The sequence below is a fragment of the Pseudomonas sp. PSB11 genome, from assembly GCF_014596605.1.
Classification (GTDB): domain Bacteria; phylum Pseudomonadota; class Gammaproteobacteria; order Pseudomonadales; family Pseudomonadaceae; genus Aquipseudomonas; species Aquipseudomonas umsongensis.
In genome coordinates this window covers 374,127-396,062 of the sequence record NZ_NOIO01000002.1, presented here as the reverse complement: position 1 = coordinate 396,062, position 21,936 = coordinate 374,127, and the positions used below count along the sequence as shown (strand labels likewise).

Below are 21,936 nucleotides of genomic sequence, written 5' to 3'. Positions count from 1 at the left end.
GGAGCCCGGCCTTACCATGTATGCGCCGTGCTCCCGCGCCCCGGGCTTGAAGGAGCCCTGTCGCCGATGGAGTCGGCGACGCTCTGGGGGGGTGGGATTGCGTTAGCGTAATCGTCGGTTCGGTGGTCATGGCTAACGGTGGCACACTGTCGTTCTCAGTCTTTCCTTCGTACCCATGAGTACAGGATGAAAAAATGAGTAGCGAAAGTCCGCGCACCGGCGCTGAGCGCTCTGGCATTCCCCGCACGATCTGGACGTTAGGCTTTGTCAGCCTGTTCATGGATCTATCGTCGGAGTTGGTCCACAGTCTGCTGCCCGTGTTCATGGTCACTACATTGGGGGCCAGTGCATTGACCGTCGGGGTGATCGAGGGGGTTGCCGAGTCGACCTCGATGCTCATCAAGGTGTTCTCCGGGGCGATCAGTGACTTCATGGGGCGGCGCAAAGGATTGTTACTGCTTGGGTATGGCGTAGCGGCACTGAGCAAGCCACTGTTTCCCCTGGCACATTCGGTGGAAGTAGTCTTCACCGCACGTTTTCTGGATCGAATCGGCAAAGGCATTCGGGGGGCACCGCGAGATGCCCTGGTCGCAGATGTGTCGCCGCCGTCAATCCGTGGTGCCTGTTTTGGGCTGCGCCAGTCGATGGACACCGTAGGCGCTGTTCTTGGCCCGGCCATGGCCATCGTACTGATGTTATGGCTTGCCGATATCCAGCTTGTGCTGTGGTTTGCAGTGATCCCGGCAATAGTGGCGGTGGCGCTCATCTTCGTGGGGGTCAAGGAGCCCACGCCAGTCTCCCGGGAGCGAACGTTCCGATCTCCCATTCATTGGCGAGTCCTTCCCGGCTTCTCCCGTGGCTATTGGTGGGTCGTCGTGATTGGCGGCGTCTTTACACTTGCCCGTTTCAGTGAGGCATTCCTGGTTTTACGGGCGCAGCAGACAGGCCTGTCGGTCGCCTGGGTTCCGCTGGTGATGGTCGTCATGGCCATTTTTTATGCGTTGTCCGCTTATCCCGCCGGCTGGCTGTCTGATCGCATCAGCCGTACGAAGCTGCTGTGCATGGGCATGGGATTACTCATCCTGGCGGACCTGGTGCTCGCTGGATCCGGTTCGTTCATCACGATGATGCTGGGTGTCGCGTTGTGGGGACTTCATATGGGATTCAGCCAGGGCATTCTTGCCTCGCTGGTAGCGGATACCGCGCCCATGGACCTGAAGGGAACCGCCTTCGGTATTTTCAATCTGGTCAGTGGTGTATGCATGCTGATCGCCAGCGTTCTGGCGGGTGCGATATGGCAAGGCATGGGCTCAGTCAATACGTTCCTCGCGGGGGCATTACTGGCCGCGACAGCCCTGTTCTTGCTGATTGCTGTTGAGCGCAGCAGGGCCCGAGCAAGCTAGGGCGTAACGCCCTGGCGGATAGCGGATGTCACGGTTTCTTTTTCGCCGGCTTGTCTGCCTTGTCTTTCTTGTCGGATGACTTCGAAAGCGCTGAGGCCGCAGCGGATTTCCTTTGCTTCGAAATCGACGACCCTCTCCAATTGGGGGGGGAGAAACCGGAGAGCAGGGGACACAGTGTTTGCTCAACGGCAGCGAGTAAAGGCACCCGGGATGCAACAGACCGACCCGGGTTGCGTGTCGTTGAGCGGTTGCAATCGAGTGAGGTCGGTGCATGGCGCAGCCTGATTCGCAACAAGACGATCGATGATCGCTTGGATAATCGAAGGAGAGAGAGATGTCAGGAACATCCAGGGCACTGGGACAGATGCTGCCGATCGCAATGGCGGCGCTGCTCGGCACCGCCGCACCCGTTGTGCTCGCCCAGGCAGAAGCCGTGCCCTCGCAAGCTCTGGTACTGCCGTCAGGACCAGCCGAAAATACCCGTATCACCGAAGCATACGCCCGCCTGGTGGCGCGTGATGCCTGGTTCTGGGCCTGGCCGATGGTCAACATGTACAATCGGCGCCTGGCGTACGCCAAAGCCCCCGAGCAAGGGCTCATTGGCGGCACGCTGCCAATCGCCCCTCACAATCGCCTGACCATGCTCAGCGATTACATCAAGCCGGATCAGCGCTCCATCGCCTGTCCCAACCAGGACGTCGTTTACGGCGCTGGTTACCTGGCGCTCAATGACAGCCCGGTGGTCATCCAGATACCTGACTTCGGCAAACGATTCTGGGTCATTCAACTCTCCGATCTGCGCACTGAAAGCATTAATGGCCTGGGCGTAATGTACGGAACCAAACCCGGTTTTTATCTGGTCGTGGGGCCGAATTGGCAGGGTACGGTGCCCAAGGGCATTACCCGAGTGATCCGGACTCAATCCAATGCCGCCTTCGTCGGCCCACGCGTTTTTCAAGATGACACGCCGCAGGACAGGCAAGCGGTGCAAGAGGTCATCCAAGGCATCAACGTCTATCCAGTCGCCGAATACGACGGCACCCTGAAACGCCAGGACTGGCGAAAGCTGCCTGTCTTCCCGAAGCGCGATGACGCCAGGGGCGAAACCCGCTGGGTGCGTCCCGACGTCTTTTTCGATCAGTTGCCGGCCGTATTGGACCTGGTACCGGCGGTGGCTGGCGAGGCGGCGCGTTATGCGCAAGTATTGGCCGTGATCGCCGCTGCGCAGAAAAATCCGGAATTGAAGCAGGCCATGATCGACGAGGCGGAAAAAGCCGATCGGGAACTGATCGACCCATTGCTACAGTTCCGCAACTGGGGCATTGAGCTACCCCATCACTGGTCCACCATCACCAATGGGGCACACTTTGGCACCGACTATTTCACACGCACCGCCGTGGCGAAGTCGAACATCCTGGTGAATGCACCCAACGAGACACGGTACTTCTATCAAGACCTCGATGCAGCCGGCATGCGTCTCAACGGTGCGACTGCTTACACGGTCACCTTCGCGAAGGGACAATTGCCGCCCGTGAAGGGCTTCTGGTCGCTCACTGCGTATGACTCTGCACACTTTTTTGTGCCCAACCCGCTCAACCGTTATTCGCTCGGCACGAAAAACCAGGATCTGAAGACCAATGCTGACGGCTCGCTGACATTCTACGTACAGGCCGAGTCGCCAGGCGCGGACAAGGAAAGTAATTGGCTACCGGCACCGAAAGGGGCGGACTTCTCCCTCTTCCTGCGAGCTTATTGGCCGGATGATGCAATTACGAAGGGCCTCTGGACACCCCCGGCAATCGAAAAGCGTGCAGTCGATACCTCCAGCTGACAGATCGCCAGCGAGCGGGAGAAATCCCGTTCGCAGGGGCGATTTTTTTCAACAGTGGGTTGGTCGTCGCAGGTCTTAAGACTCAGGAGCCAAGCCGGATTTTTTGTTTCTATGGCAATTCGATAAGAATAGAATCGAACCAAAGTAGTTAATTTCTGTGGGGTGCAATGTGAAACGAGACAACACGCTGATTTTTGGAGTTTTGTCGTGCATTGAATCCAGCCTGATATCCGTTGGGTCTTCATATTCGGAAATTACGCATCAGCTTGAACACGACTATGGCATCTCTGATGATAGTGAGCATCTTGGAGATTTCCAAAGAAGCTTGGAGTATCAGATGGAGATCCTCGAAGATGCTGGATTCGTGAAGAGATACTCAGAACACTACGATACTCCGGACAATATTTTTTATCGTTTGACGTGGGCTGGACACGATTATCTCGATGACAGAAGAACGGCTGGTTGTTTAGTCACGCGGCTTGTCACTTAAAGACCCCGTTATCATGCAGATGAAAAGCTCAAGCGTATCTCGTCAGGACCACATGTGACTTTGCTTCCCAGTGTGGGATATCAAGATAGGCCAACGAGTACGAAATGTGGTTGGCTTACTGAAGTCGTATCCAGGCACACGCGCCATCGACAGTAGCTTTTTAACGATGCTCACCTTCAATGCTGGCTACCCCTGCAAAAAATGATCTAGGTTGCATCTTGGGCATTACCCGCGACGAAACCATCTAGTTGCTGTAAAAATTGGTTTACAACGGGCTAGCGAATCCACTGTGATTCAAGGTGCGTTGACGATGTCGCCTGAGGTGAATGGACCTTATCGCGCCCACTGCGATCACCGTTTCGAAGCTCTCCTGCCGGCAGGTGAAAAACTGCACGTTAAGCAAATCCTTCCACGCCCCATGATTGAACAGGCCGGTGAGACTATCGGTACAGCTCAGGGCGCTAAGACGGCGCTTGTGGTCGGCGAGCTTAATGGCCAGGCGATAACAGACCCAGCCCAGCGCTAACGGGTAGAGCGTCAGCATCGGCAAGCAGGCGTAAATCTTTAGGGCGGTTACATTAAGCTGCACCTGCGGACCGAACAGTGTTATCGCAAGCAGAATTCCGACAACCTGGGCTAGCGCGCCATGCACGAACAAACGCTGGCCGCCTGCAGCGACGTTGTTCATCGTCATCATCGAAAGGATGGTAACGGCAGGCAACGGATTGAACTGCATGGTCGCGGTCCAGAACCCGCCCATCACTGAGTCGTAGAGTAAGTTGCGCCGCTCCGCCTGATACGGCTCACTCGCACGGATGGCCAATTGATAGGCCAGATGCGGCCAAACCAAGCCGTTGAAAAGCAACAGTACCCATATCCATCCCGGCAGATCCAGCGGCGCAATGGCGGCCAGTACGCTGAGCATGCCAATCGCCAGACCGATAAGGCGTGGATGCTTTAAGGAAAGCAGGGGCGATTCCCCTGCCACCTAGTCGGTCCGACGGTGTGGCTGAAGGGGCAGTAATGGCCCACTCGTCCTGGTCTGAGATATCAAGGTGACAGTACGGCGAACTAGTGGTCAGCTACGACATTCGACCTCTAGTGAAAAAAGCGCGCCGTCTAGCCAGTGTGCACGGCGCCTTAAGCTCGTCGCCCAGTACGAGCGGGCCTTAGCTCATGCCACGGCCCGCTTGCGCTTGGCGACAATTGTGCCTGGTCATGATGTTTGGGAGATCATGCTGGGCACTAACGGACGGGATGCCACCCGCCAAGCGCGGTATCAAATAGCCATGCAGGATCTGGTTCGACCCGCCTGTGCCCAGTCAACTATCACTGACATGATCATGTCTCCAAGGCGTGATCCAAGGGTTAAAAGTGGATCTCAGCGGTCTTGAGGCCCAGGTCTCGAAGCTCGGCGATCAAGTCATCCAGATGCCCAAAAGACTCAACCTCCTCGTTGTCATCAACCAAGAAATAACTTCTGCCAGCGTCCTTCTTGAAGAACACTATCCACTCCTTGGGGTTGGTCGGGTTTGCGATCACATGGGTGTCGAAGGTCACGCCTTCGGCATGTTTGGTTTGTACAGTTTTACGATTCATGTCTGTCACCACGCTACGCGCGCTCTCAAAATTCTCTATTTGCAGTGCATGCCCGCCCAGCTCCGTCTGAGCTTTCACTATAAACATCTCCAGCCGCTCGAAGCAGTGGATCTAGGGCATTTCAATTATCACTGCATGTTAATATTATGCACATGCATCCACTGAGGGGCTAGCCATGATTGCGATAGGTGAGGCATGGAAGGCGGGGTTGTTGGGTCGAGGACACTGGCTTCGCAATATGGTGTCTGGCGTGATCGTCGGGGTCGTGGCGCTCCCTCTGGCAATGGCGTTTGCCATTGCATCTGGCGTCAAACCTGAGCAAGGCATTTACACCGCAATCATCGGTGGTCTGCTGGTTTCACTCTTTGGAGGAAGCCGCTTGCAGATTGCCGGACCGACAGGTGCGTTCATCGTGATTCTGGCGGGGGTCACGGCCAAGCATGGCGTTGACGGTCTGCAAATCGCCACGATGATGGCGGGGGCCATCTTGTTATTGCTGGGGATGGCACGGCTCGGTGCAATCATCAAGTTTATCCCCGACCCGGTGATTGTCGGATTCACCGCGGGCATCGGTGTGATCATCTGGGTCGGGCAGTTGAAAGACTTTTTTGGATTACCGACGATCAGTGGAGAGCATTTTCATGAAAAGCTCTGGCATCTGCTACAGGCCCTGCCGGATCTTCACATGGTCACCACCCTGCTGGCGCTACTTAGCCTTTTCCTGGTCATCACCGCGTCCAGAATTCCCGGTCTCAAACGCGTGCCTGGGCCGCTGGTCGCAATGGCGGTCGCTACAGCAATACAGTCAACCTTTCATTTCGAGGGGGTAGCCACGATTGGCAGTGCATTCGGTGGTATACCTCAAGGCTTGCCAGCGTTGAGCCTGCCTGAAATTACGCCGTCCCGCGTCATCGATTTGATTGGTCCGGCGTTCACTATCGCCATGCTTGGAGCAATCGAATCGCTGCTGTCCGCGATGGTGGCCGATGGCATGGCGGGCACCAAGCACGATTCCAATCAGGAGCTGATCGGTCAGGGGGTCGCCAACCTGGTCACACCATTGTTTGGAGGCTTTGCAGCTACCGGGGCCATTGCCCGTACTGCAACCAATATCCGTAACGGCGGTACGAGCCCGCTGGCCGGCATTACGCATGCGGTCACCTTGGTGCTTATTGTTCTGTTCCTGGCACCTCTAGCCTCAAACATCCCACTGTGCGCCCTGGCTGCCATTCTATTCGTGGTCGCATACAACATGAGCGAGTTGAATCACTTCAAACGCATGGTCCAACGAGCCCCACGCGCAGATGTATCCATCCTGCTCATCACTTTCAGCCTCACGGTGTTCAGTGACTTGGTGATCGCCGTGAATATCGGCGTCATTCTTGCGATGCTGCACTTCATGCGCCGCATGGCCTCATCGGTGGAAGTGCAACAGGTCGTGGAGCACGAGCTTGAAGAAGAGCTGAGGACCAATGGCCATACTCGCCTACCGCCAGGGCTTTTGATTTATACGATTGAAGGGCCATTGTTTTTTGCTGCGGCCGAGACCTTCGAGCGTGTGATAGCTCAGACCCACACTGACCCAAAACTGCTGATTATCCGTCTGAAGCGCGTACCGTTTATGGATATCACGGGCTTGCAAGTGTTGGAGGAGGTTATTCAGCAGCTGCACAAGCGGCATATCGTGGTGAAGCTCTGCGAAGCGAACACGAAGGTGCTCAACAAGCTCGATAGGGTGGGTATCCTGCAAGAAATTGGTCCGGAGCATTACCACGCCGACTTCATCACTGCGTTGGCTAAAGCCGTCAGTCACGTAGAGGGTCCGTCGACTCTCTAGAGACTACTGCCCGTCTTAGTTATGACTTGGTGCTGGTGGCATGCTTGCTCTTGGTCGAATAGCTGGCGCCGTGAGCGTCCAGGTAGTCACGAATCAGTTGGCGGACCACCTGCGAAGACGTCAGGTCTTGTGCTGCACAGAGGTCCTCGAAAGCTTTTTTCTTGACGGGATCAATGAGCACAGTGAGGCGCGCAGTCTTGCTTTCCATGGGGTATTCAATCGCTCAAGTCGCTGGATGTTAATCAAATTGTAATTGCCTTGTCCGGTGCTGTCACTGTTGCGGCGGTGGGTTGTTCCGTGCCTCGACTTAACACACTGGAAAGGAATTGGTGCCTACAGTGGATGAGGAAGCGGATCTGCGTTGACTCAAGATGGATAACTCCCGTCCGCGAGCAAGAGTGCGGATTTATTCTGAGCTGGCCGCCTGCCTGCAACGGGTTGACTGTGATCAGTACCGGCAAAAGTCGACCCGAAGCTGCCATCCAGGTCTACCTGACCTACTTGAGGGTGATCCATTCAATCCCCTCAAACTTGTCACCGCGCGGCCGATAGCCTGATACCCCTTCTGCCTCAATGCCTAGCGATGTCACCCCATGCCTGAACACCCACCTTCTGTCCTTGGCTTAGCGCACCGTCGCTCAAGTGTGAGCATCATTCGTGTTTCACTGTTCAAATTCGTTGGCTTGCTGACGGGGGTGTTTTTCCTCGCCGGTTATTTGATTCTCTACCTGGCGCACGACCTGGATCGCAACGAGGAAACCGAAAGCGCGTTCTATACCAGGAAAGCCGTGCAAGGCCTGGAGAAGTCCATAAGCGCCACGGTCAAGGATTACGCGTTCTGGGGCGATGCCTATAAGCATCTGCACGCGAGGGTCGACACCGATTGGGCCTACGTACGGCAGAATGTCGGGCCCACGCTTTATACCGACTTCGGATTCCAAGGCATATTTGTCGTCAACGCCGCCGACCAGACGGCGTATTCCGTAGTCGATGGGCAACTGACGTCGGACGACGCTTGCGGTTGGCTCAAGCAAGCGCTCCCTGGCATATTGCTTAAAGCCCGTGCGGGTGCCGAAGCGGAAACGCCGACGACCCTTTTCATCAATATCGGTGGTCGACCCGCGCTGGTGGGCGCGGCCGCGATTACCCCCGGCACGGATCCGACGGTGACACCCGATGACGAGCCGCCTTCGGTTTTGATCTTCGTTGACATCCTCGAAGACGACAGGCTGGAAACACTGGGCAAAGACTACGGGGTGGATGAACTACGCATCGCTACGGCCGCCGAACTTCAGGGGCGTTCAGTCCTGGCGCTCGGTGAAAACGGCGTTGCCGGAAGCTTGCACTGGGAGCCGCCAAAACCGAGCGAACGCCTGCTTGGCCTGGGCTTGCCCTTGGTCGGCATTGCTGCGCTGCTGGTGTGCCTGATGGCCTGGGCGATACTTCGCCGCACGACTGCCAGTGCTCAGGCGCTCGATGCCAGTTACGACTCATTGCAGCGCAGTCAGTCTGCGTTGGCCATCAGCGAGGCGCGCTTTCGAGACGTAGCAGAGGCCAGTACCGATTGGATCTGGGAGATTGACAGGCAGGGGCGCTTTACCTATTTGTCCGAGCGATTTGAATGTGTCTCGGGTCTGTCCAGGCATGACTGGCTGGGCGCACCCATGGATCAACTGCTGTGCACTGAACTTGGCACGGTGACCCAGTGGCTTTGCATCCCCAATCGTCGCCCGGATATCAGCGTCCAGTGCCGCTATGTCGATCCCAAGGGCCAGCACCGCATCACCCGCCTGTCCGCCAGAGCGATGGGTGACAAGGGATTTCGGGGCACGGCGACAGATGTCACTGAAGAAGTCGAGTCGCGTCGACGCATTGAATTTCTCTCCCAACATGATTCGCTTACCGGGCTGCCGAACAGGACTCGGCTCAGAGAGTTTCTCGATGGCAAGCTCAAGACGCAGCCCACAGCCGAGCGGCCGTTGGTTATGCTCAGCCTCGACCTTGATCGATTCAAGCCGGTCAATGACCTGCTGGGCCACGCGGCGGGCGATGCGGTGTTGAGCGAAATCTCTCGCCGTCTTGCCAACCGCGTTCGCCATGGGGATCTGGTAGCGCGTATCGGCGGCGATGAGTTCGTGCTGATTTTGACGGATCTCAAAGGACAGGACGAAGTAGAAGCGTTGTGCCAGCGCCTGATCGAATCGATCGAAAGACCGATTCAGGTCGGCGACCAGGAGGTGTTCGTCAGCGCGAGCATCGGTATCGCAATGGCGCCCACTGATGCCACCGAAGCCACCGAGTTGCTTCGCTACGCGGATATCGCGCTGTATGAGGCTAAGTCGGGTGGTCGCAATACCTGGCGATTCTATGCTGGCGACATGAACTCGAAGATCGTCGAGCGCCGCCGCCTGGAGAGCGACCTGCGTTTCGCCATCAAGCACGGCGAGTTGCGCTTGCATTTCCAGCCGCGCTTTCGTATTGCGGATGGCAAAATGGTGGGCGCTGAAGCGCTGGTACGCTGGCAGCACCCGGAACGTGGCTTGATTGCGCCTGATACGTTCATTCCGATTGCTGAAGAAACAGGGTTGATTCTGGCCTTGAGCAACTGGGTCCTGGAGACCGCTTTGCGGTACGCCTCCAGCTGGCCTGATCAGCTGTTTGTTTCTGTCAACCTTTCTCCCACCGAGTTCAAGCGCGGCAGTCTGGTCGAGCGCGTACAGCGGGCATTGCACCAGTCGGGAATTGAGCCAGGGCGGGTGGAGCTTGAGATCACTGAAAGCGTTATGTTGGAAGATCCCCAGGGCGCTCTGGAGATCATGCGAACGCTCAAACGCCTGGGCATCCGCATCGCCATGGATGACTTTGGCACAGGGTATTCATCACTCAGCTACCTGCGCACGTTCCCGTTCGACGGACTGAAGATTGACCGAAGCTTTTTATCTCGATTGGGAGCTACCGACGACGACAGGTCCGTTATCGAAGCGATCGTAGGCCTGGGTCACGCTCTTTCTCTAACCGTGACCGCCGAGGGGATCGAGACCCAGGAGCATCTGTCATTGTTGAGGTCTGTGCTATGCGATGAGGGCCAAGGCTACTTTCTTAGCCGCCCCTTGGATACGGATGGCTTCAGCGCTCTGGTTCGGGTGACCGAGGGCGCTGCGCTGACCGTTAAACCATGAGCGGAACATCGGCGGTTGATTGGACCGCTTTTGCGAAGAAGCGCCTTGCCCACGTCAGCTTCTGGCCGATGATTGCCTGTCGTGAAGGACGGCAATCGACCCAATATAGAGAGTTGGCAAGGACTGCCTTCGGCCAGGCGCGGTCCATGCTGGCCGGATACGTTGGCAGTCTCGGCTCTATTCACTCACCAACTGGATTATCGTCTTGCCCTTGGCGCGGCCTTGCGCGACCTGGCGGAAGGCGTCGTTGACCTTATCCAGTGCAAACCATTGCTGATCCACACGGATCGTCAGTTCCCCTGCATCTGCCAGCACAGCCGCCTCGTGCAGGATGGCGCCATGGTGTTCGCGGCCCTTGCCAGTAAGCAACGGCGTCAGGGTGAACACACCCGAATAGGTGGCGCTTTTGAACGATAGCGGTGCGAGGCTGTGCTGGCCCCAACCGAGGCAACTCAGTACGTGCCCGGTATAGGGCTTCACGGCCTTGAATGATGCATCCAGCGTGCTGCCGCCCACGGTGTCATAGACGATGTCGAAACCTTCCCCGGCCGTATACTGCTCGACATAGGCCTCGACACTCTGCTCCTGATAGTCGATCGCGGTGGCCCCCAGCGAGCGAATGAAGTCGAGACTGCCCGCCGAACCGGTGGCGTAGACTTTGGCACCACGCGCCTTGGCCAGTTGGACAGCCATTTGGCCGACCCCGCCTGCGCCGCCATGAATCAGCACTTTGTGGCCAGCGTGGACGTTCGCGCGATCCACCAAACCTTCCCAGGCAGTGATGAACACCAAAGGCAGGGCAGCCGCTTCGCGCATGCCGAGTGCTTTTGGCTTTGGCGCAATCAGCCGGGCATCCACGGCGATGTACTCGGCCATGGTGCCCTGGGCCCCACCGATACCCCCGGCCATGCCGAAGACCTCCTGGCCAGGCGTGAAGCCCTCGGCCGCCTCGCCCAGCTCGACGACCGTGCCGGCCAGATCCAGGCCGAGCACCGCCGGCAGTGCCTGACGGGCGTGCGCCCCTGCACCGGTGGCGATCTTGGTATCGAGCGGGTTGACCCCGGCGGCGTGAACCCTTACGAGGACCTGCCCCTTACCGGGAACCGGGCGGGCAATGCGGCGCACGACCAGTGGGGCCTGGGCGGACTCGGCGACAGCGGCAAGCATGGTCTGACTCATGATGTGAACCTCAGTTGAGTGGATGCTCACAGGTTGCTCTGACTCCTCCATTCCGATAAGAAGCTAACTTTGCATATCAGTTATTCCCAAAAGAGACCTGGTGACGATGGATTTGTTCGACAGCATGCGCATCTTCGTACGTGTCGTGGAGCGTGGGTCTTTTTCGGCAGTGGCTCGGGAGCTGAACATCGGGCAACCGGCAGTGAGCAAGCAGGTCCGTGCTCTGGAGAAGTACCTGGGCGGGCCAGTGTTCGCCCGCAGCACCCGGCACCTGGCGCTGACCGACCAGGGGCAACGTTTCTACGGTCACTGCCAGGAAATTCTCGGGCACCTCGAAAGCGCCACGCGCAGCTTTGCCAGCGGTCAGGAGCAGATCGCTGGCCCGCTGCGCGTCGCCGCACCGGTCAGCTACGGGAGGTTATGCATAGCACCTCTTATCGGCATTTTTCTGCAGCGCTATCCTGATGTGCGGATCGATTTGCGGTTGAGCGATCACAATGAAGACCTACTCATGGAGAACATCGATCTGGCGATCCGGATCGGGGTGGTGAAGAGCGAGGGACTGGTGGCCGTGTCCCTGGGCACCAGCCCCCGACGGGTATACGCCTCGCCTACATATCTGCAACGCCACGGCGTGCCACTCGAGCCGGGTGAACTGGCAGCCCACAACTGCATCGGCTTCACCTTGCTGGAGCACTACGACCGCTGGCGCTTCACGCAAAAGGCGGACGAGTTCGATATCGCCATCACAGGCAACGTCACCAGCAACAGCAGCGAGGCCATTCGTGAAATGGTGCTCTGCGGCTTGGGCATCTCCCTCTCTCCACAATGGCTGTTCGAAGCAGACGTTGAACAAGGCAGCGTGCAGAGTGTGCTCGACAATTACTTGGCCGCGGCACTGCCAGTCAGCGCAGTGTTCAGTCGAGAGCGGCGACATTCGGCACGGGCAATGGCGTTCATCGGTTTTCTGCGGGAGCACCTGCAAGTTTTCCCAGACGGGGCATAGGCCCGCCCCCAATGGTGCAATCGGAATGGCTTTCGGCCAGGTACCGTACAGGGTTGGATCAAGGTCGATGGGCTGTCATCCACGCTTTGACTATTCGAGCGTATTGCCGAGTTTTCTGCCTGACAAGCTATCCCTTGTTCCAAGGCTGATGTTGGTTCAGGCCAGCGAAAGATGAATGGCGGCTACCAGGGGGCTTCGGCTCGGAGCCCACCGTTGATCGAATACAGCCAATTGCGCGCAAGGTCTGCAATAATGACGGCCACCGCGGCACGAACTCGTGCCCTCATCCGGCATTCGGGTTTGGAGAACTCCATGCGTGACATTATTGACGGCTTTCTGCGTTTTCAGCGCGATGTCTATCCGCAACGCGTCGAGCTTTTCAGGCAGCTCGCGACGACACAAAATCCGAAGGCGTTATTCGTCACCTGCTCGGACAGTCGTGTTGTGCCCGAACTCCTTACACAGCGAGAACCGGGCGAACTGTTCGTGATTCGTAACGCCGGCAACATTGTGCCGTCGTATGGTCCCGAGCCCGGCGGCGTCTCGGCCACCGTCGAATATGCGGTCGCAGTCCTCGGCGTACAGGACATCGTGATCTGCGGTCACTCAGACTGCGGAGCGATGGGCGCGATTTCACGCTGCACGTGTCTGGACCATCTCCCGGCGGTCGCTAACTGGCTACGTCACTCCGACGCCGCGAAAGCGATTAACGCGGCGCATGAGTTCGACACGCCCCGCGCGAAGCTCGACGGCCTCGTGCGAGAAAACGTAATCGCACAACTGGCGAATCTGCGTACCCACCCATCGGTGGCACTCGCGCTCGAGCAGGGGCGAATGAATCTGCACGGCTGGGTCTACGACATTGAGGCTGGTTGCATTGATGCGCTTGATGGCGCGACACGACAATTCGTTTCACTTGCCGATTCGCCGAACACCGTGGCGATCGCTGCGCGCAACGGCAGACAGATGTAGTGGCGACAGGCAAGTGAGGGTGGTCGCATTACTTCCGGAGCATTTTCCCCCCGGCTAAGGTCTGCGAAGTTGCATTGTCTCTATCGGACAAGTTTGGGAGAAGACCATCCGTTCGAATGCCTGCCCGACGGGACTGGCGAGCGACCGGAACTGGCCGATTTCCGCCCTTCACGATAGGCAGAAATCGGCCAATTCCGGACCTTGGTGCTTTCGCTTCAAAGAAGACGTTCGCACCCACTCAAGCATTACAGCACTGGTTTGTCACTCCGCGCCTCGAGATTGGCTTTGAGCTGTTCGCTCATCGGCATGTTCAAATTCATTCCTTTTGGAGGAATCGGTGATTGAAACCACTTAGTGTATAGCCTTGCGAATTCGCCCGACTTCATGAGGCGGGTTATGGTGTCATCGACCAATTCCTTGAATTCAGGATCATCTTTGCGAAGCATGCAGCCATAGGGTTCTACTTGCAGCGCATCACCCACGACTTCGAGCGAGTCGGGATTTTTGGAGTTCGCCATGAGGCCAAACAGCAGGACATCGTCCATGGCAAACGCCACGGCACGATCATTCTCAACCAGCGCCAAGGAGTCGTCATAGTCTTTGCCCAAGACGACCTGTACGTCTAGATTGTTGTCGGCACTGTATTGACGGAGGACCTTCTCGTTCGTGCTGCCGGCGGTGCTGGCAACAGTCTTCTTTGCGAGATCGGCGTAGTTCTTTATGCCGGAGGTCTTCTTAGTCAATAAGCGCGTGCCGGTGTAGAAATGGCTAATTGCAAAAGCGACGTCCTTCCCACGCGCAGCGTTGTTAGTGGTGGAACCACACTCCAGATCGTATGTGCCGTTGACCAGCAACGGAATGCGGGTTTGCGAAGACACGGGAATGTAAACCACTTCCAAGTTTGGCTTCTTGAGCTTCCTGCGCACATCATCAACGATGGCATCGGTTAAATCGACTGAGAAACCCACGGCTTTGGTGGGGCTAATCAAGTAGCTGAAAGGTACCGATGCCTCGCGGTAAGACACGGTAATTTTGTTACTGTCGGCAACTTTTTCGAGTGTCTGCGCATTGGCGTGAGATGCGATGGCAGACAAGCCTGCGGCGAGGATTGTCGCTGCTACGAAATATGAGGTTTTCATAGGGCTCCCTTGAAAGCATGAAAAAGACAAAAACTTATCAAAAACACACTGACAAACGTAAAGGGTGAGCTCAAATTTCCGGCGTGGCTAAGAAAGGTCATTGGAAATAAAAAAGGTACGCCCAGGGACGGTAAAAACTTTGCGCCAGATCAAAGAACTGAATCATGTTGCGAAATCGCGCGAATTCCATCGGGATGTTCGGGCGGCAGATTAGGTAGTTTTCATTAAATTTATACCGTTCGGACCACCGGTTTCACTAGCACTGCAACGACTGAATTAACTGCTCGTGCATCCTCACGGAGAGGCCTGATCGGCGCGTCAGCTTAGGACTCCGCGCTGCCGATTGGAGTATTGGGGGTTGCGAAAACGAGGGAAGATGTTTCACTGCCACTTAGGCGCATCTAAAGCCTGGGGCTTAACGTATCGATCAACATGGACGCCGAGCGACGATGCTGCGTAGCAGTGGGCTAGGCCAGACCTTGAATGTCTGCTTCCCAAGCCTGCCGCTTCCGCTTTGCGTCGATTTTTGCCTGTCGTATCCGTCAGGTCGAGTCGAGATCGGCCGTCCTGCCGGGTGAAATCAAGCTGGGATCAAGCAATCCTATCGATGGTCAATCTAAAGCATTTTGACAATCTGCTTCCGGCCAAAATCGACCCCTGCCCCCAATAGAATTATCCCCATGATGGATTGGAACGTCTAACGACAAAGGCCATTAAAACAAAGGCTCACAGCAACGCTCCATCTCCAACGTACCAATTCTGTACCACCAATCCTTCTCAATCTAATTTTTCGCTATGGTTAACTGCGCGGCATCAGGCAGATAACGACCCGAAGCTGCCCTTCATGGAGCGCAGATCTTCCTGGTCACGGAAAGTATCCCGAAAAGGGAACGGAGCCCGGGCGATATCCGCTGCAAGCGTAACTGGCATATATTTTCCAATCCCGGCCCGCGCGCCGGGTTTACTGTTTTCGTTTGGCGGCCGACATCTTTCTGGATCTAAACCTGGGGGCCAGCGGAGGTTTGGTCGCGGGTTTTCCAAAGCGATAGCAGCACACCGCCCAGCAGCAAAGCCACCGTCACGCCCAGAGAAAGGACTGCCGGAATCTTGCCGATTATGCCGACCATGAAGATCTTGCCGCCGATAAACACCAGCACCAGCGCCACGGCGTACTTGAGGTAGGCGAAGCGGTGGATCATCGCCGCCAGAGCGAAATACAGCGCACGTAGGCCGAGGATGGCGAAAATGTTAGAGGTGTAGACGATGAAGGGGTCCTGGGTGATGGCAAAGATCGCGGGCACGCTGTCCACAGCGAATACCAGGTCGGCACACTCGATCAGCACCAAGGCCAGGAACAACGGCGTCGCCCAGACCACGGACTTGCCACTGGCATCCATCTGGTGGACGAAGAAGCGCCCTTCATGCAAGTGATCGGTCACCCGCATGTGTTTGCGCAGGAACTCCACCAGCAAGTTATCGCTAAGGTTCGGGTGGGCATCGACCTTGCTGAACAGCATCTTTACCCCGGTCAACAGCAGGAAGATGCCGAACACATAGAGAATCCAACTGAACTCGGCGATCAGCGCTGCACCGAGGCCAATCATGATAGCGCGCAGCACTATTACACCGAGAATGCCCCAGAACAGCACCTCGTGCTGATACTTACGCGGAATTGAGAGAAAACTGAAGATCATCGCCATCAGGAAAACGTTGTCCATCGACAACGATTTCTCGATAAGAAAGCCGGTATAAAAATCCATCCCGGCATCACCGCCCTTGACCTGCCAGACCCAGAGGCCGAACAGCAAGCCAGCCGTGATATAGCCAGCAGACAGCAGCAGACTTTCACGAACACCGATTTCTCGATGCTCACGGTGTAGCACCCCGAGGTCGAAGATCAACAGGCCCAAGACGATGCTGACGAAAACGAGCCACAACCAACTGGCGGTGCCGAGAAACTCGGCAAAAAAGAACGGTTCCAGGGCAGTCATGAGCCCCTCCTCTAATGTCGAAGTTGTACAAACTGCAACTCCGACATGGCAGCGATTCGCTGTCAGAGGGGCCCGGCGTTGTGAGGAAAAATTTAGAGAGGCGCGTGTGGTTTCTCAATCACTCAAGGGTTGCAAGTTATTTCAATAAGGGAGGCCGCAATTGAGGTCGGAATGACGATTGACAGAGATTGAACAGTCCCGGCTCTCTGGAGAAGTATAGAGACGGCCATCATAGTCGGAGCATATAGGTCCGCTTCTGGCCGATTGCAGCCTGCCACGATGGGCTGCAATCGACCCATTGCTGCCTGTCGTAATTGGTGTGGAATGTTTATGCATGGGGCGTTATTCCTTTGGTAAGGATTAGAAGGAGGCGCCGACACTGATCGCCGCGAAGTCGCGATCACCGCGGGTCCCGTAGCTGCCGTCGATGTAATCGGTGTAAGAGAGGCTCAGCGAATACTTGCTCATGAATGTCGCGTCCAGGCCCAGGCTCACCGAGCGCGAACCTTCGTTGAACGCCGAACCGTCGCCTGGCGAGTAACCCTTGACGTCATGGGACCAAGACAGGTTCGGGCGCAGGTCCAGTCCCTGCATCACGCTTGAGTAACTCCAGGTTGCACGCAGTCGATAACCCCAGGAAAAGGGCGTGACGAAACCTTCGTTATTGCAGTACTCAGGGCTGTTGGAAATGCTCAGGCAAACGCTGTTGTTGGCCAGTTCGCCACTGTTGTAGGCACCGGATCGGCCGTAACGGGGCCCGTATTTTCCTTCCAGGCCGCCGACATAGGTCGCGCCGATTTCGCCCACCAGCAGCAGCTGGTTCGCCCCCATCACCTGGCCAAGGGAATGCATCGCAGAGACTTGCGCCTGGGTGACTTCCTTGCGCCGGTAACCGTTGAACAGGGTCGAGTCGGTAGTCGGGCGCAGGCCGGGTTCGGACAACGGGCTGCGGCCTTCAACGTTGAGCAGTGACTGCAGCACATCGGTGCCGTTGAGCTGCACGGGCATGTTCGGGCGATAGCTGAGCTCGCCCTGAAGCGCCGTGCCGGTGCGCAGGTTGGTGGAGAAAGTCAGGCCGTACAAGCGAATGTCCTCAGGGTACTGCGCGAGGTACTGGGAGGTCCCCATGCGCAACGCGCCCGCCAGGGACTGGCCTGAGCTGGACGTCAGAAACGCGCCGCACCCGGCCGAAGGCACACCGAGATTGCTGCACAACTGCGGGGCGAAAGCGTTGTTGCTGAAGTACGGGCTGCTGACGGTGCCCAGATAAGGCGAGCGGCTGTGGTAGTTGGCGGCATACACACCGAATTCGGCGTCCAGCAGTGCGACATACCAGCGCAGCGACAAGCCCCACTGACCACTGTTGCGAGCATCCTGATCGCCTGCTCGGGGGATGCGTACGCCTTCCTCGTTCATGACCACGCCAAAAGGTCCAAGCCCTCGGTTTGCCGCTGCGAGGTTGACCTGTCGACCGCCGACATCGAGGCTTTCGCAACCCTCGGGAATGAAATCGTTGCCCGAAAAAAATGTGCCGCAGTTGTCCAGTTGCGTCTGTTCCCAATCCAACTGATAGAACGCATCAAGGGACAGCGCTTCATTGATGTTTTGGGTCACGTACAGCAGGTTGACCGGCACCAATGCGTCCTTGACCTCCGAACCCGGTCGACGCAACGCCGCCTGGTTGAAGGGGTTCACGACGTTCAAGCCACCCTGGATGAAAATGCTTTCGCCCCAGTTCACCACTTGTTTGCCAAGACGTGCCGAGCCTGGCTCACCGCTGATGTCGTAGAGGCGATAGACGAAAGCATCGAGCCACTGGAACCCGGCCGTCTTCGCCGAGGTTTTGCGGTTGTGGTCGTCGATGTCCTTGAAGCGTTGGCTGTGATCGCGCTGCGCCGTGTCGTACCAATAAGTACCGCGCACGAAAATGCCCAGGTTGTCGTGTTTGAGTTCCAGGTCGTGGGTACCTTTGAAGACCGTCGAGAACACGTCACCGGATCGATAATTACGCCGACCGTCATTACCGTTGGGGGCTGCCACCTGCAGTTTGTCCGGATTCGCGGTGCTGACGCCGACGCCCAGTGCCAGAGCAGAATCGAACTGGCCTTCTATCTCACCCAGTTCGAATTGCATGGCGCCGACGGGGGCTGCGAGCAGGCTGCACGACAGTAAAACTAGCGAGGACCGGAATCGGTCGGGAACGATAGCGTTCACTCTTAACCTCTTATTGTGTTTATTAGAGAGTGAGGGGATGAAGCACCGAGACCGAGCGAACAGGTTGGTCTCGGTGGCGAGGGGATGATAGGGAGGCGCCGGATTGGCTCACAAATAGCGTCTTTGGATCGTTGCCATAACACTTCGGCATGGGGCTCCGGAGTGACCGGTACACCCAGTTCGGCCAGCTAAAAAAGCTATACCCGGCATCAGTAACTGGTATTACGTTCGCCGTTGCGACGCTGTTTAGGATCGCCCCAGTCCTAACAGTCGACGAGAACAACAACGTGAACCTTGGAAACCTAATCAGTCGAAGTGCCAAGTACTGGCCAGAGCGAACGGCCGTCATCGATCGTCACACCCGAGTGACCTTCGCACAGCTGGAACAGCGCACCAATCAACTGGCCTCGGCGTTACTGGCCCAGGGCATCGACTCTGGCGAACACGTCGCCATACTTGCCGAGAACCGGGTCGAGCTGGTCGAGGCCGAAGTGGCTTTCTACAAGGCCGGCCTGGTCAAGGTGCCGGTCAACGCGCGCCTCTCGCTGGACGAAGTCATCCAGATTCTTAACGATTCCTGCAGCGTTGCGCTGATCACTACACCGGTGTTTGCCCAAGCTTTGGCCGCGCAACGGGCGCAGGTGCCTGCGCTGCGTCTCATCGTGGCGTTGGCAGAGGCGGGCGGCGACGTCGCCTACCCGACGCTGCTGAACCTGGGTGACACCAAACCGGTTAGTTGCGATCCGCCTGACGATGCACTGGCTGTGTTGCACTACACCTCTGGCAGCTCCGGTGTGTTGAAAGCGGCGATGCTCAGTGTCGGCAATCGCAAGGCGCTGATCCGCAAAAGCATCGCCAGCCCCACCCGGCGCGCGGCGCCTGGCGATGTCATGGCGCACGTCGGGCCGATCACCCATGCCAGTGGCATGCAGTTGATGCCATTGCTGGCGGTGGGTGCCTGCAACCTGCTGCTGGAACGCTACGACGATCGATTGCTGCTTGAGTCGATTCAACGCGAAGGCGTCACCCGGTTGTTTCTGGTGCCCGCGATGATCAATCGACTGGTGAACTTCCCCGGTGTGGAACGCTACGACCTGAGCAGCCTGCGCCTGGTCATGTACGGCGCAGCACCGATGGCGCCTTCGCTGGTCAAGCGCGCCATCGAAGTGTTCGGGCCGATCCTGGCGCAAGGGTATGGCGCCGGTGAAACCTGTTCGCTGGTCACTGTGCTCACCGAGCAGGACCATCTGTGCGAGAACGGCGACTATCGACGCCTGGCGTCCTGCGGCCGCTGTTATTTCGAGACGGACTTGCGGGTGGTCAATGACGAATTCCAGGATGTGAAGCCGGGCGAGATCGGCGAAATCGTGGTCAAGGGCCCGGACATCATGCAGGGCTATTGGCGGGCGCCCGAGTTGACCGCCGAGGTGATGCGCGACGGGTACTACCTCAGCGGCGATCTGGCGACGGTCGACGATGAGGGTTACGTGTTCATCGTGGATCGCAAGAAGGAAATGATCATTTCCGGCGGGTTCAACATCTACCCGACCGAAGTCGAACAGGTGCTCTACAACCTGCCGCAAGTTTACGAGGCCGCCGTCGTCGGTGTGCCGGATGAACAGTGGGGCGAAGCGGTGCGAGCCGTGATCGTGCTCAAGCCGGGTACCAAGCTCAGTGAAAGCGAGGTCATCGAGCATTGCGCGCAGACCCTGGCCGGGTTCAAGAAACCCCGCGCCGTGGATTTCGTCACCGAGCTGCCCAAGAACCCCAACGGCAAAGTTGTTCGCCGTCTTATCCGCGATGCCTACTGGCAACACAGCGACCGTCGCATCTGAACAGGAGATCACCATGTACCAGCCAAGTGAAAAGGCCAGCCAGATCATCGAGGCCATCGGTGGCTTCGTTCGCGACGAAGTCCTGCCCCTGGAACAGCGCGCAGGCCTGAGCTGGGCCGAGCCGCATCCGCACGAAGTGCTCAAGGAGGTCTGGAAGCGTTCCTGCGAGCAGGGTTTCTACAACATCATGCTGCCCGAGGCCATTGGCGGCGCCGGGCTCAATGTTTCGGATCTGTGCGCGGTGAAAGAAGCCACCGTGCTGACTGGCTCCATGCTGGCGCCGCATATCCTCGGAGAGTTATCCGGGCCGCCGCGCGTTGGCCATCTGTTCAAGGTGGCGAGCCCTTTCCAGGTAGAGGCTTTTCTGCAACCGGTATGCCGGGCTGAGAAAGCCGTATGTTTCGCGCTGACCGAGAGTGAGGCAGGTTCCGACGCCACGGCGATCAAGACCCATGCCCGTCGCGACGGCGACGATTACGTCCTCAACGGCAGCAAGCGCTTCATCTCGGGTGCTCCCTATGCCGATATCGCGGTGCTGCTGGCGGTCACCGGACCGGGTGGCGGCGCCCAGGGCATCTCGGCATTCTTCGTAGATCTCAAGGCGTCAGGTGTGCGGATCGAAAGCGACTACTCTGTGATGTCCGGTGGTGGTGCTCACGGCGATATTTTCCTGGACGACGTCCGGGTGCCGGTGGCCAACCGGATTGGTGAGGAGGGGCTGGGGTTCAAGCTGGCGATGGGACGCATCACGCTCAATCGTCTGCTGCATTGCCCGACGATGCTGGGCCTGGCAGGGTTGGCTTTGAACCTGTCGATTGATTACGCCCGCACGCGCAAGCAGTTCGGCCAGCCGATCGCAATGTTCCAGTCGATCAACCACATGATTGCCGACATGGCGACGGAACTGCATGCTGCGCGCAGCATGGTCTATGCGACCGCAGCGGTGAACGACGCAGGCGGCGATATCCGTACGCAGGCACCGATGTGCAAGCTGTTCGTCTCGGAGACCGCATTCCGTATCGCCGACCGGGCGGTGCAGATTCACGGTGGTGCGGGGCTGCTGCGCGGCAATGCGGTGGAGTGGATCTTCCGCGCGACCCGCATGATGCGCATCCTGACCGGTACCAGTGAAATTCAGCGCAATACCATTGCCAAAGGCGTTCTGATGCCTGGCTAGCAGTGCCGCCGCACGTCCGGTTGCAACTGGCCGGACGCTCAGACAAAAACAATAACGAGAGACAACCATGACTCACTCTGACAC

The 21,936-nt window shown here is 57.6% G+C and carries 15 protein-coding genes and 1 pseudogene; 9 read left to right on the top strand and 7 right to left on the bottom strand.

Annotated elements, in window-relative coordinates; genetic code table 11:
* The first annotated feature begins 194 nt into the window (after positions 1-194).
* From CGA21_RS04820 to CGA21_RS30310, 3 genes are all read left to right on the top strand, one after another.
* On the top strand, positions 195-1,403 hold the full coding sequence (locus tag CGA21_RS04820; RefSeq protein ID WP_110752287.1) for an MFS transporter: 1,209 nt from the start codon (positions 195-197) through the stop codon (positions 1,401-1,403).
* A 334-nt stretch (positions 1,404-1,737) separates the two neighbouring features.
* A complete protein-coding gene (locus CGA21_RS04815; RefSeq protein WP_188263657.1) occupies positions 1,738-3,234 on the top strand; it encodes a DUF1254 domain-containing protein in 1,497 nt (498 codons plus the stop codon).
* A 157-nt stretch (positions 3,235-3,391) separates the two neighbouring features.
* The gene (locus tag CGA21_RS30310; protein ID WP_411157056.1) at positions 3,392-3,724 is read left to right on the top strand and encodes a DUF2513 domain-containing protein; all 333 of its coding nucleotides are present in this window, start codon (positions 3,392-3,394) and stop codon (positions 3,722-3,724) included.
* A gap of 343 nt (positions 3,725-4,067) precedes the next feature.
* Here CGA21_RS30310 and CGA21_RS04805 read toward each other — a convergent pair.
* A pseudogene (locus tag CGA21_RS04805) lies at positions 4,068-4,712 on the bottom strand (MASE2 domain-containing protein); the annotation flags it as partial.
* Between the two features lie 380 nt (positions 4,713-5,092).
* On the bottom strand, positions 5,093-5,323 hold the full coding sequence (locus CGA21_RS04800) for a hypothetical protein (RefSeq protein WP_033039294.1): 231 nt from the start codon (positions 5,321-5,323) through the stop codon (positions 5,093-5,095).
* Positions 5,324-5,498: 175 nt separating this feature from the next.
* Between CGA21_RS04800 and CGA21_RS04795 the strand changes: the two genes are divergently transcribed.
* Positions 5,499-7,160: a SulP family inorganic anion transporter gene (locus CGA21_RS04795; RefSeq protein ID WP_188263655.1), complete on the top strand. Its 1,662-nt coding sequence runs from the start codon at positions 5,499-5,501 to the stop codon at positions 7,158-7,160.
* A 19-nt stretch (positions 7,161-7,179) separates the two neighbouring features.
* On the opposite strand, the gene CGA21_RS04790 is transcribed toward CGA21_RS04795, so the two are convergent.
* Complete coding sequence (locus CGA21_RS04790; RefSeq protein WP_188263654.1) at positions 7,180-7,368, bottom strand: CopG family transcriptional regulator; 189 nt, start codon at positions 7,366-7,368, stop codon at positions 7,180-7,182.
* Between the two features lie 385 nt (positions 7,369-7,753).
* Here CGA21_RS04790 and CGA21_RS04785 point away from each other — a divergent pair, with 385 nt between their 5' ends.
* On the top strand, positions 7,754-10,339 hold the full coding sequence (locus CGA21_RS04785; RefSeq protein WP_188263653.1) for an EAL domain-containing protein: 2,586 nt from the start codon (positions 7,754-7,756) through the stop codon (positions 10,337-10,339).
* A gap of 177 nt (positions 10,340-10,516) precedes the next feature.
* Here CGA21_RS04785 and CGA21_RS04780 read toward each other — a convergent pair whose 3' ends face one another.
* Entirely contained in the window at positions 10,517-11,518 is a 1,002-nt protein-coding gene (locus CGA21_RS04780) for a zinc-dependent alcohol dehydrogenase family protein (protein WP_188263652.1), read from the bottom strand.
* 106 nt (positions 11,519-11,624) lie between these two features.
* Between CGA21_RS04780 and CGA21_RS04775 the strand changes: the two genes are divergently transcribed.
* Positions 11,625-12,524 (top strand): LysR family transcriptional regulator, encoded by a 900-nt coding sequence (locus tag CGA21_RS04775; protein WP_110752297.1) that lies wholly within the window; start codon positions 11,625-11,627, stop codon positions 12,522-12,524.
* A 312-nt stretch (positions 12,525-12,836) separates the two neighbouring features.
* On the top strand, positions 12,837-13,496 hold the full coding sequence (locus tag CGA21_RS04770) for a carbonic anhydrase (protein WP_110752299.1): 660 nt from the start codon (positions 12,837-12,839) through the stop codon (positions 13,494-13,496).
* A 245-nt stretch (positions 13,497-13,741) separates the two neighbouring features.
* On the opposite strand, the gene CGA21_RS04765 is transcribed toward CGA21_RS04770, so the two are convergent.
* The 3 genes from CGA21_RS04765 to CGA21_RS04755 form a co-directional block, all read right to left on the bottom strand.
* Positions 13,742-14,635, bottom strand: coding sequence for a transporter substrate-binding domain-containing protein (locus tag CGA21_RS04765; protein ID WP_110752301.1), 894 nt, complete (start codon positions 14,633-14,635; stop codon positions 13,742-13,744).
* Between the two features lie 998 nt (positions 14,636-15,633).
* Positions 15,634-16,626, bottom strand: a complete 993-nt coding sequence (locus CGA21_RS04760; protein ID WP_188263651.1) for a TerC family protein — start codon at positions 16,624-16,626, stop codon at positions 15,634-15,636.
* A 360-nt stretch (positions 16,627-16,986) separates the two neighbouring features.
* On the bottom strand, positions 16,987-18,840 hold the full coding sequence (locus tag CGA21_RS04755) for a DUF1302 domain-containing protein (protein WP_317451682.1): 1,854 nt from the start codon (positions 18,838-18,840) through the stop codon (positions 16,987-16,989).
* Between the two features lie 287 nt (positions 18,841-19,127).
* On the opposite strand from CGA21_RS04755, the gene CGA21_RS04750 reads away from it, so the two are divergent.
* The gene (locus CGA21_RS04750) at positions 19,128-20,675 is read left to right on the top strand and encodes an AMP-binding protein (RefSeq protein ID WP_110752307.1); all 1,548 of its coding nucleotides are present in this window, start codon (positions 19,128-19,130) and stop codon (positions 20,673-20,675) included.
* Positions 20,676-20,688: 13 nt separating this feature from the next.
* Positions 20,689-21,852 (top strand): acyl-CoA dehydrogenase family protein, encoded by a 1,164-nt coding sequence (locus CGA21_RS04745; RefSeq protein WP_110752309.1) that lies wholly within the window; start codon positions 20,689-20,691, stop codon positions 21,850-21,852.
* Positions 21,853-21,936: the final 84 nt, after the last annotated feature.

Excerpts from the sequence above, each read along its gene's own strand:
- CGA21_RS04820 (WP_110752287.1), top strand. The coding sequence starts at position 195 with ATGAGTAGCGAAAGTCCGCGCACCGGCGCTGAGCGCTCTGGCATTCCC.
- CGA21_RS04815 (WP_188263657.1), top strand. The coding sequence starts at position 1,738 with ATGTCAGGAACATCCAGGGCACTGGGACAGATGCTGCCGATCGCAATG.
- CGA21_RS04800 (WP_033039294.1), bottom strand. The coding sequence starts at position 5,323 with ATGAATCGTAAAACTGTACAAACCAAACATGCCGAAGGCGTGACCTTC.
- CGA21_RS04795 (WP_188263655.1), top strand. The coding sequence starts at position 5,499 with ATGATTGCGATAGGTGAGGCATGGAAGGCGGGGTTGTTGGGTCGAGGA.
- CGA21_RS04790 (WP_188263654.1), bottom strand. The coding sequence starts at position 7,368 with ATGGAAAGCAAGACTGCGCGCCTCACTGTGCTCATTGATCCCGTCAAG.
- CGA21_RS04785 (WP_188263653.1), top strand. The coding sequence starts at position 7,754 with ATGCCTGAACACCCACCTTCTGTCCTTGGCTTAGCGCACCGTCGCTCA.
- CGA21_RS04780 (WP_188263652.1), bottom strand. The coding sequence starts at position 11,518 with ATGAGTCAGACCATGCTTGCCGCTGTCGCCGAGTCCGCCCAGGCCCCA.
- CGA21_RS04775 (WP_110752297.1), top strand. The coding sequence starts at position 11,625 with ATGGATTTGTTCGACAGCATGCGCATCTTCGTACGTGTCGTGGAGCGT.
- CGA21_RS04770 (WP_110752299.1), top strand. The coding sequence starts at position 12,837 with ATGCGTGACATTATTGACGGCTTTCTGCGTTTTCAGCGCGATGTCTAT.
- CGA21_RS04765 (WP_110752301.1), bottom strand. The coding sequence starts at position 14,635 with ATGAAAACCTCATATTTCGTAGCAGCGACAATCCTCGCCGCAGGCTTG.
- CGA21_RS04760 (WP_188263651.1), bottom strand. The coding sequence starts at position 16,626 with ATGACTGCCCTGGAACCGTTCTTTTTTGCCGAGTTTCTCGGCACCGCC.
- CGA21_RS04745 (WP_110752309.1), top strand. The coding sequence starts at position 20,689 with ATGTACCAGCCAAGTGAAAAGGCCAGCCAGATCATCGAGGCCATCGGT.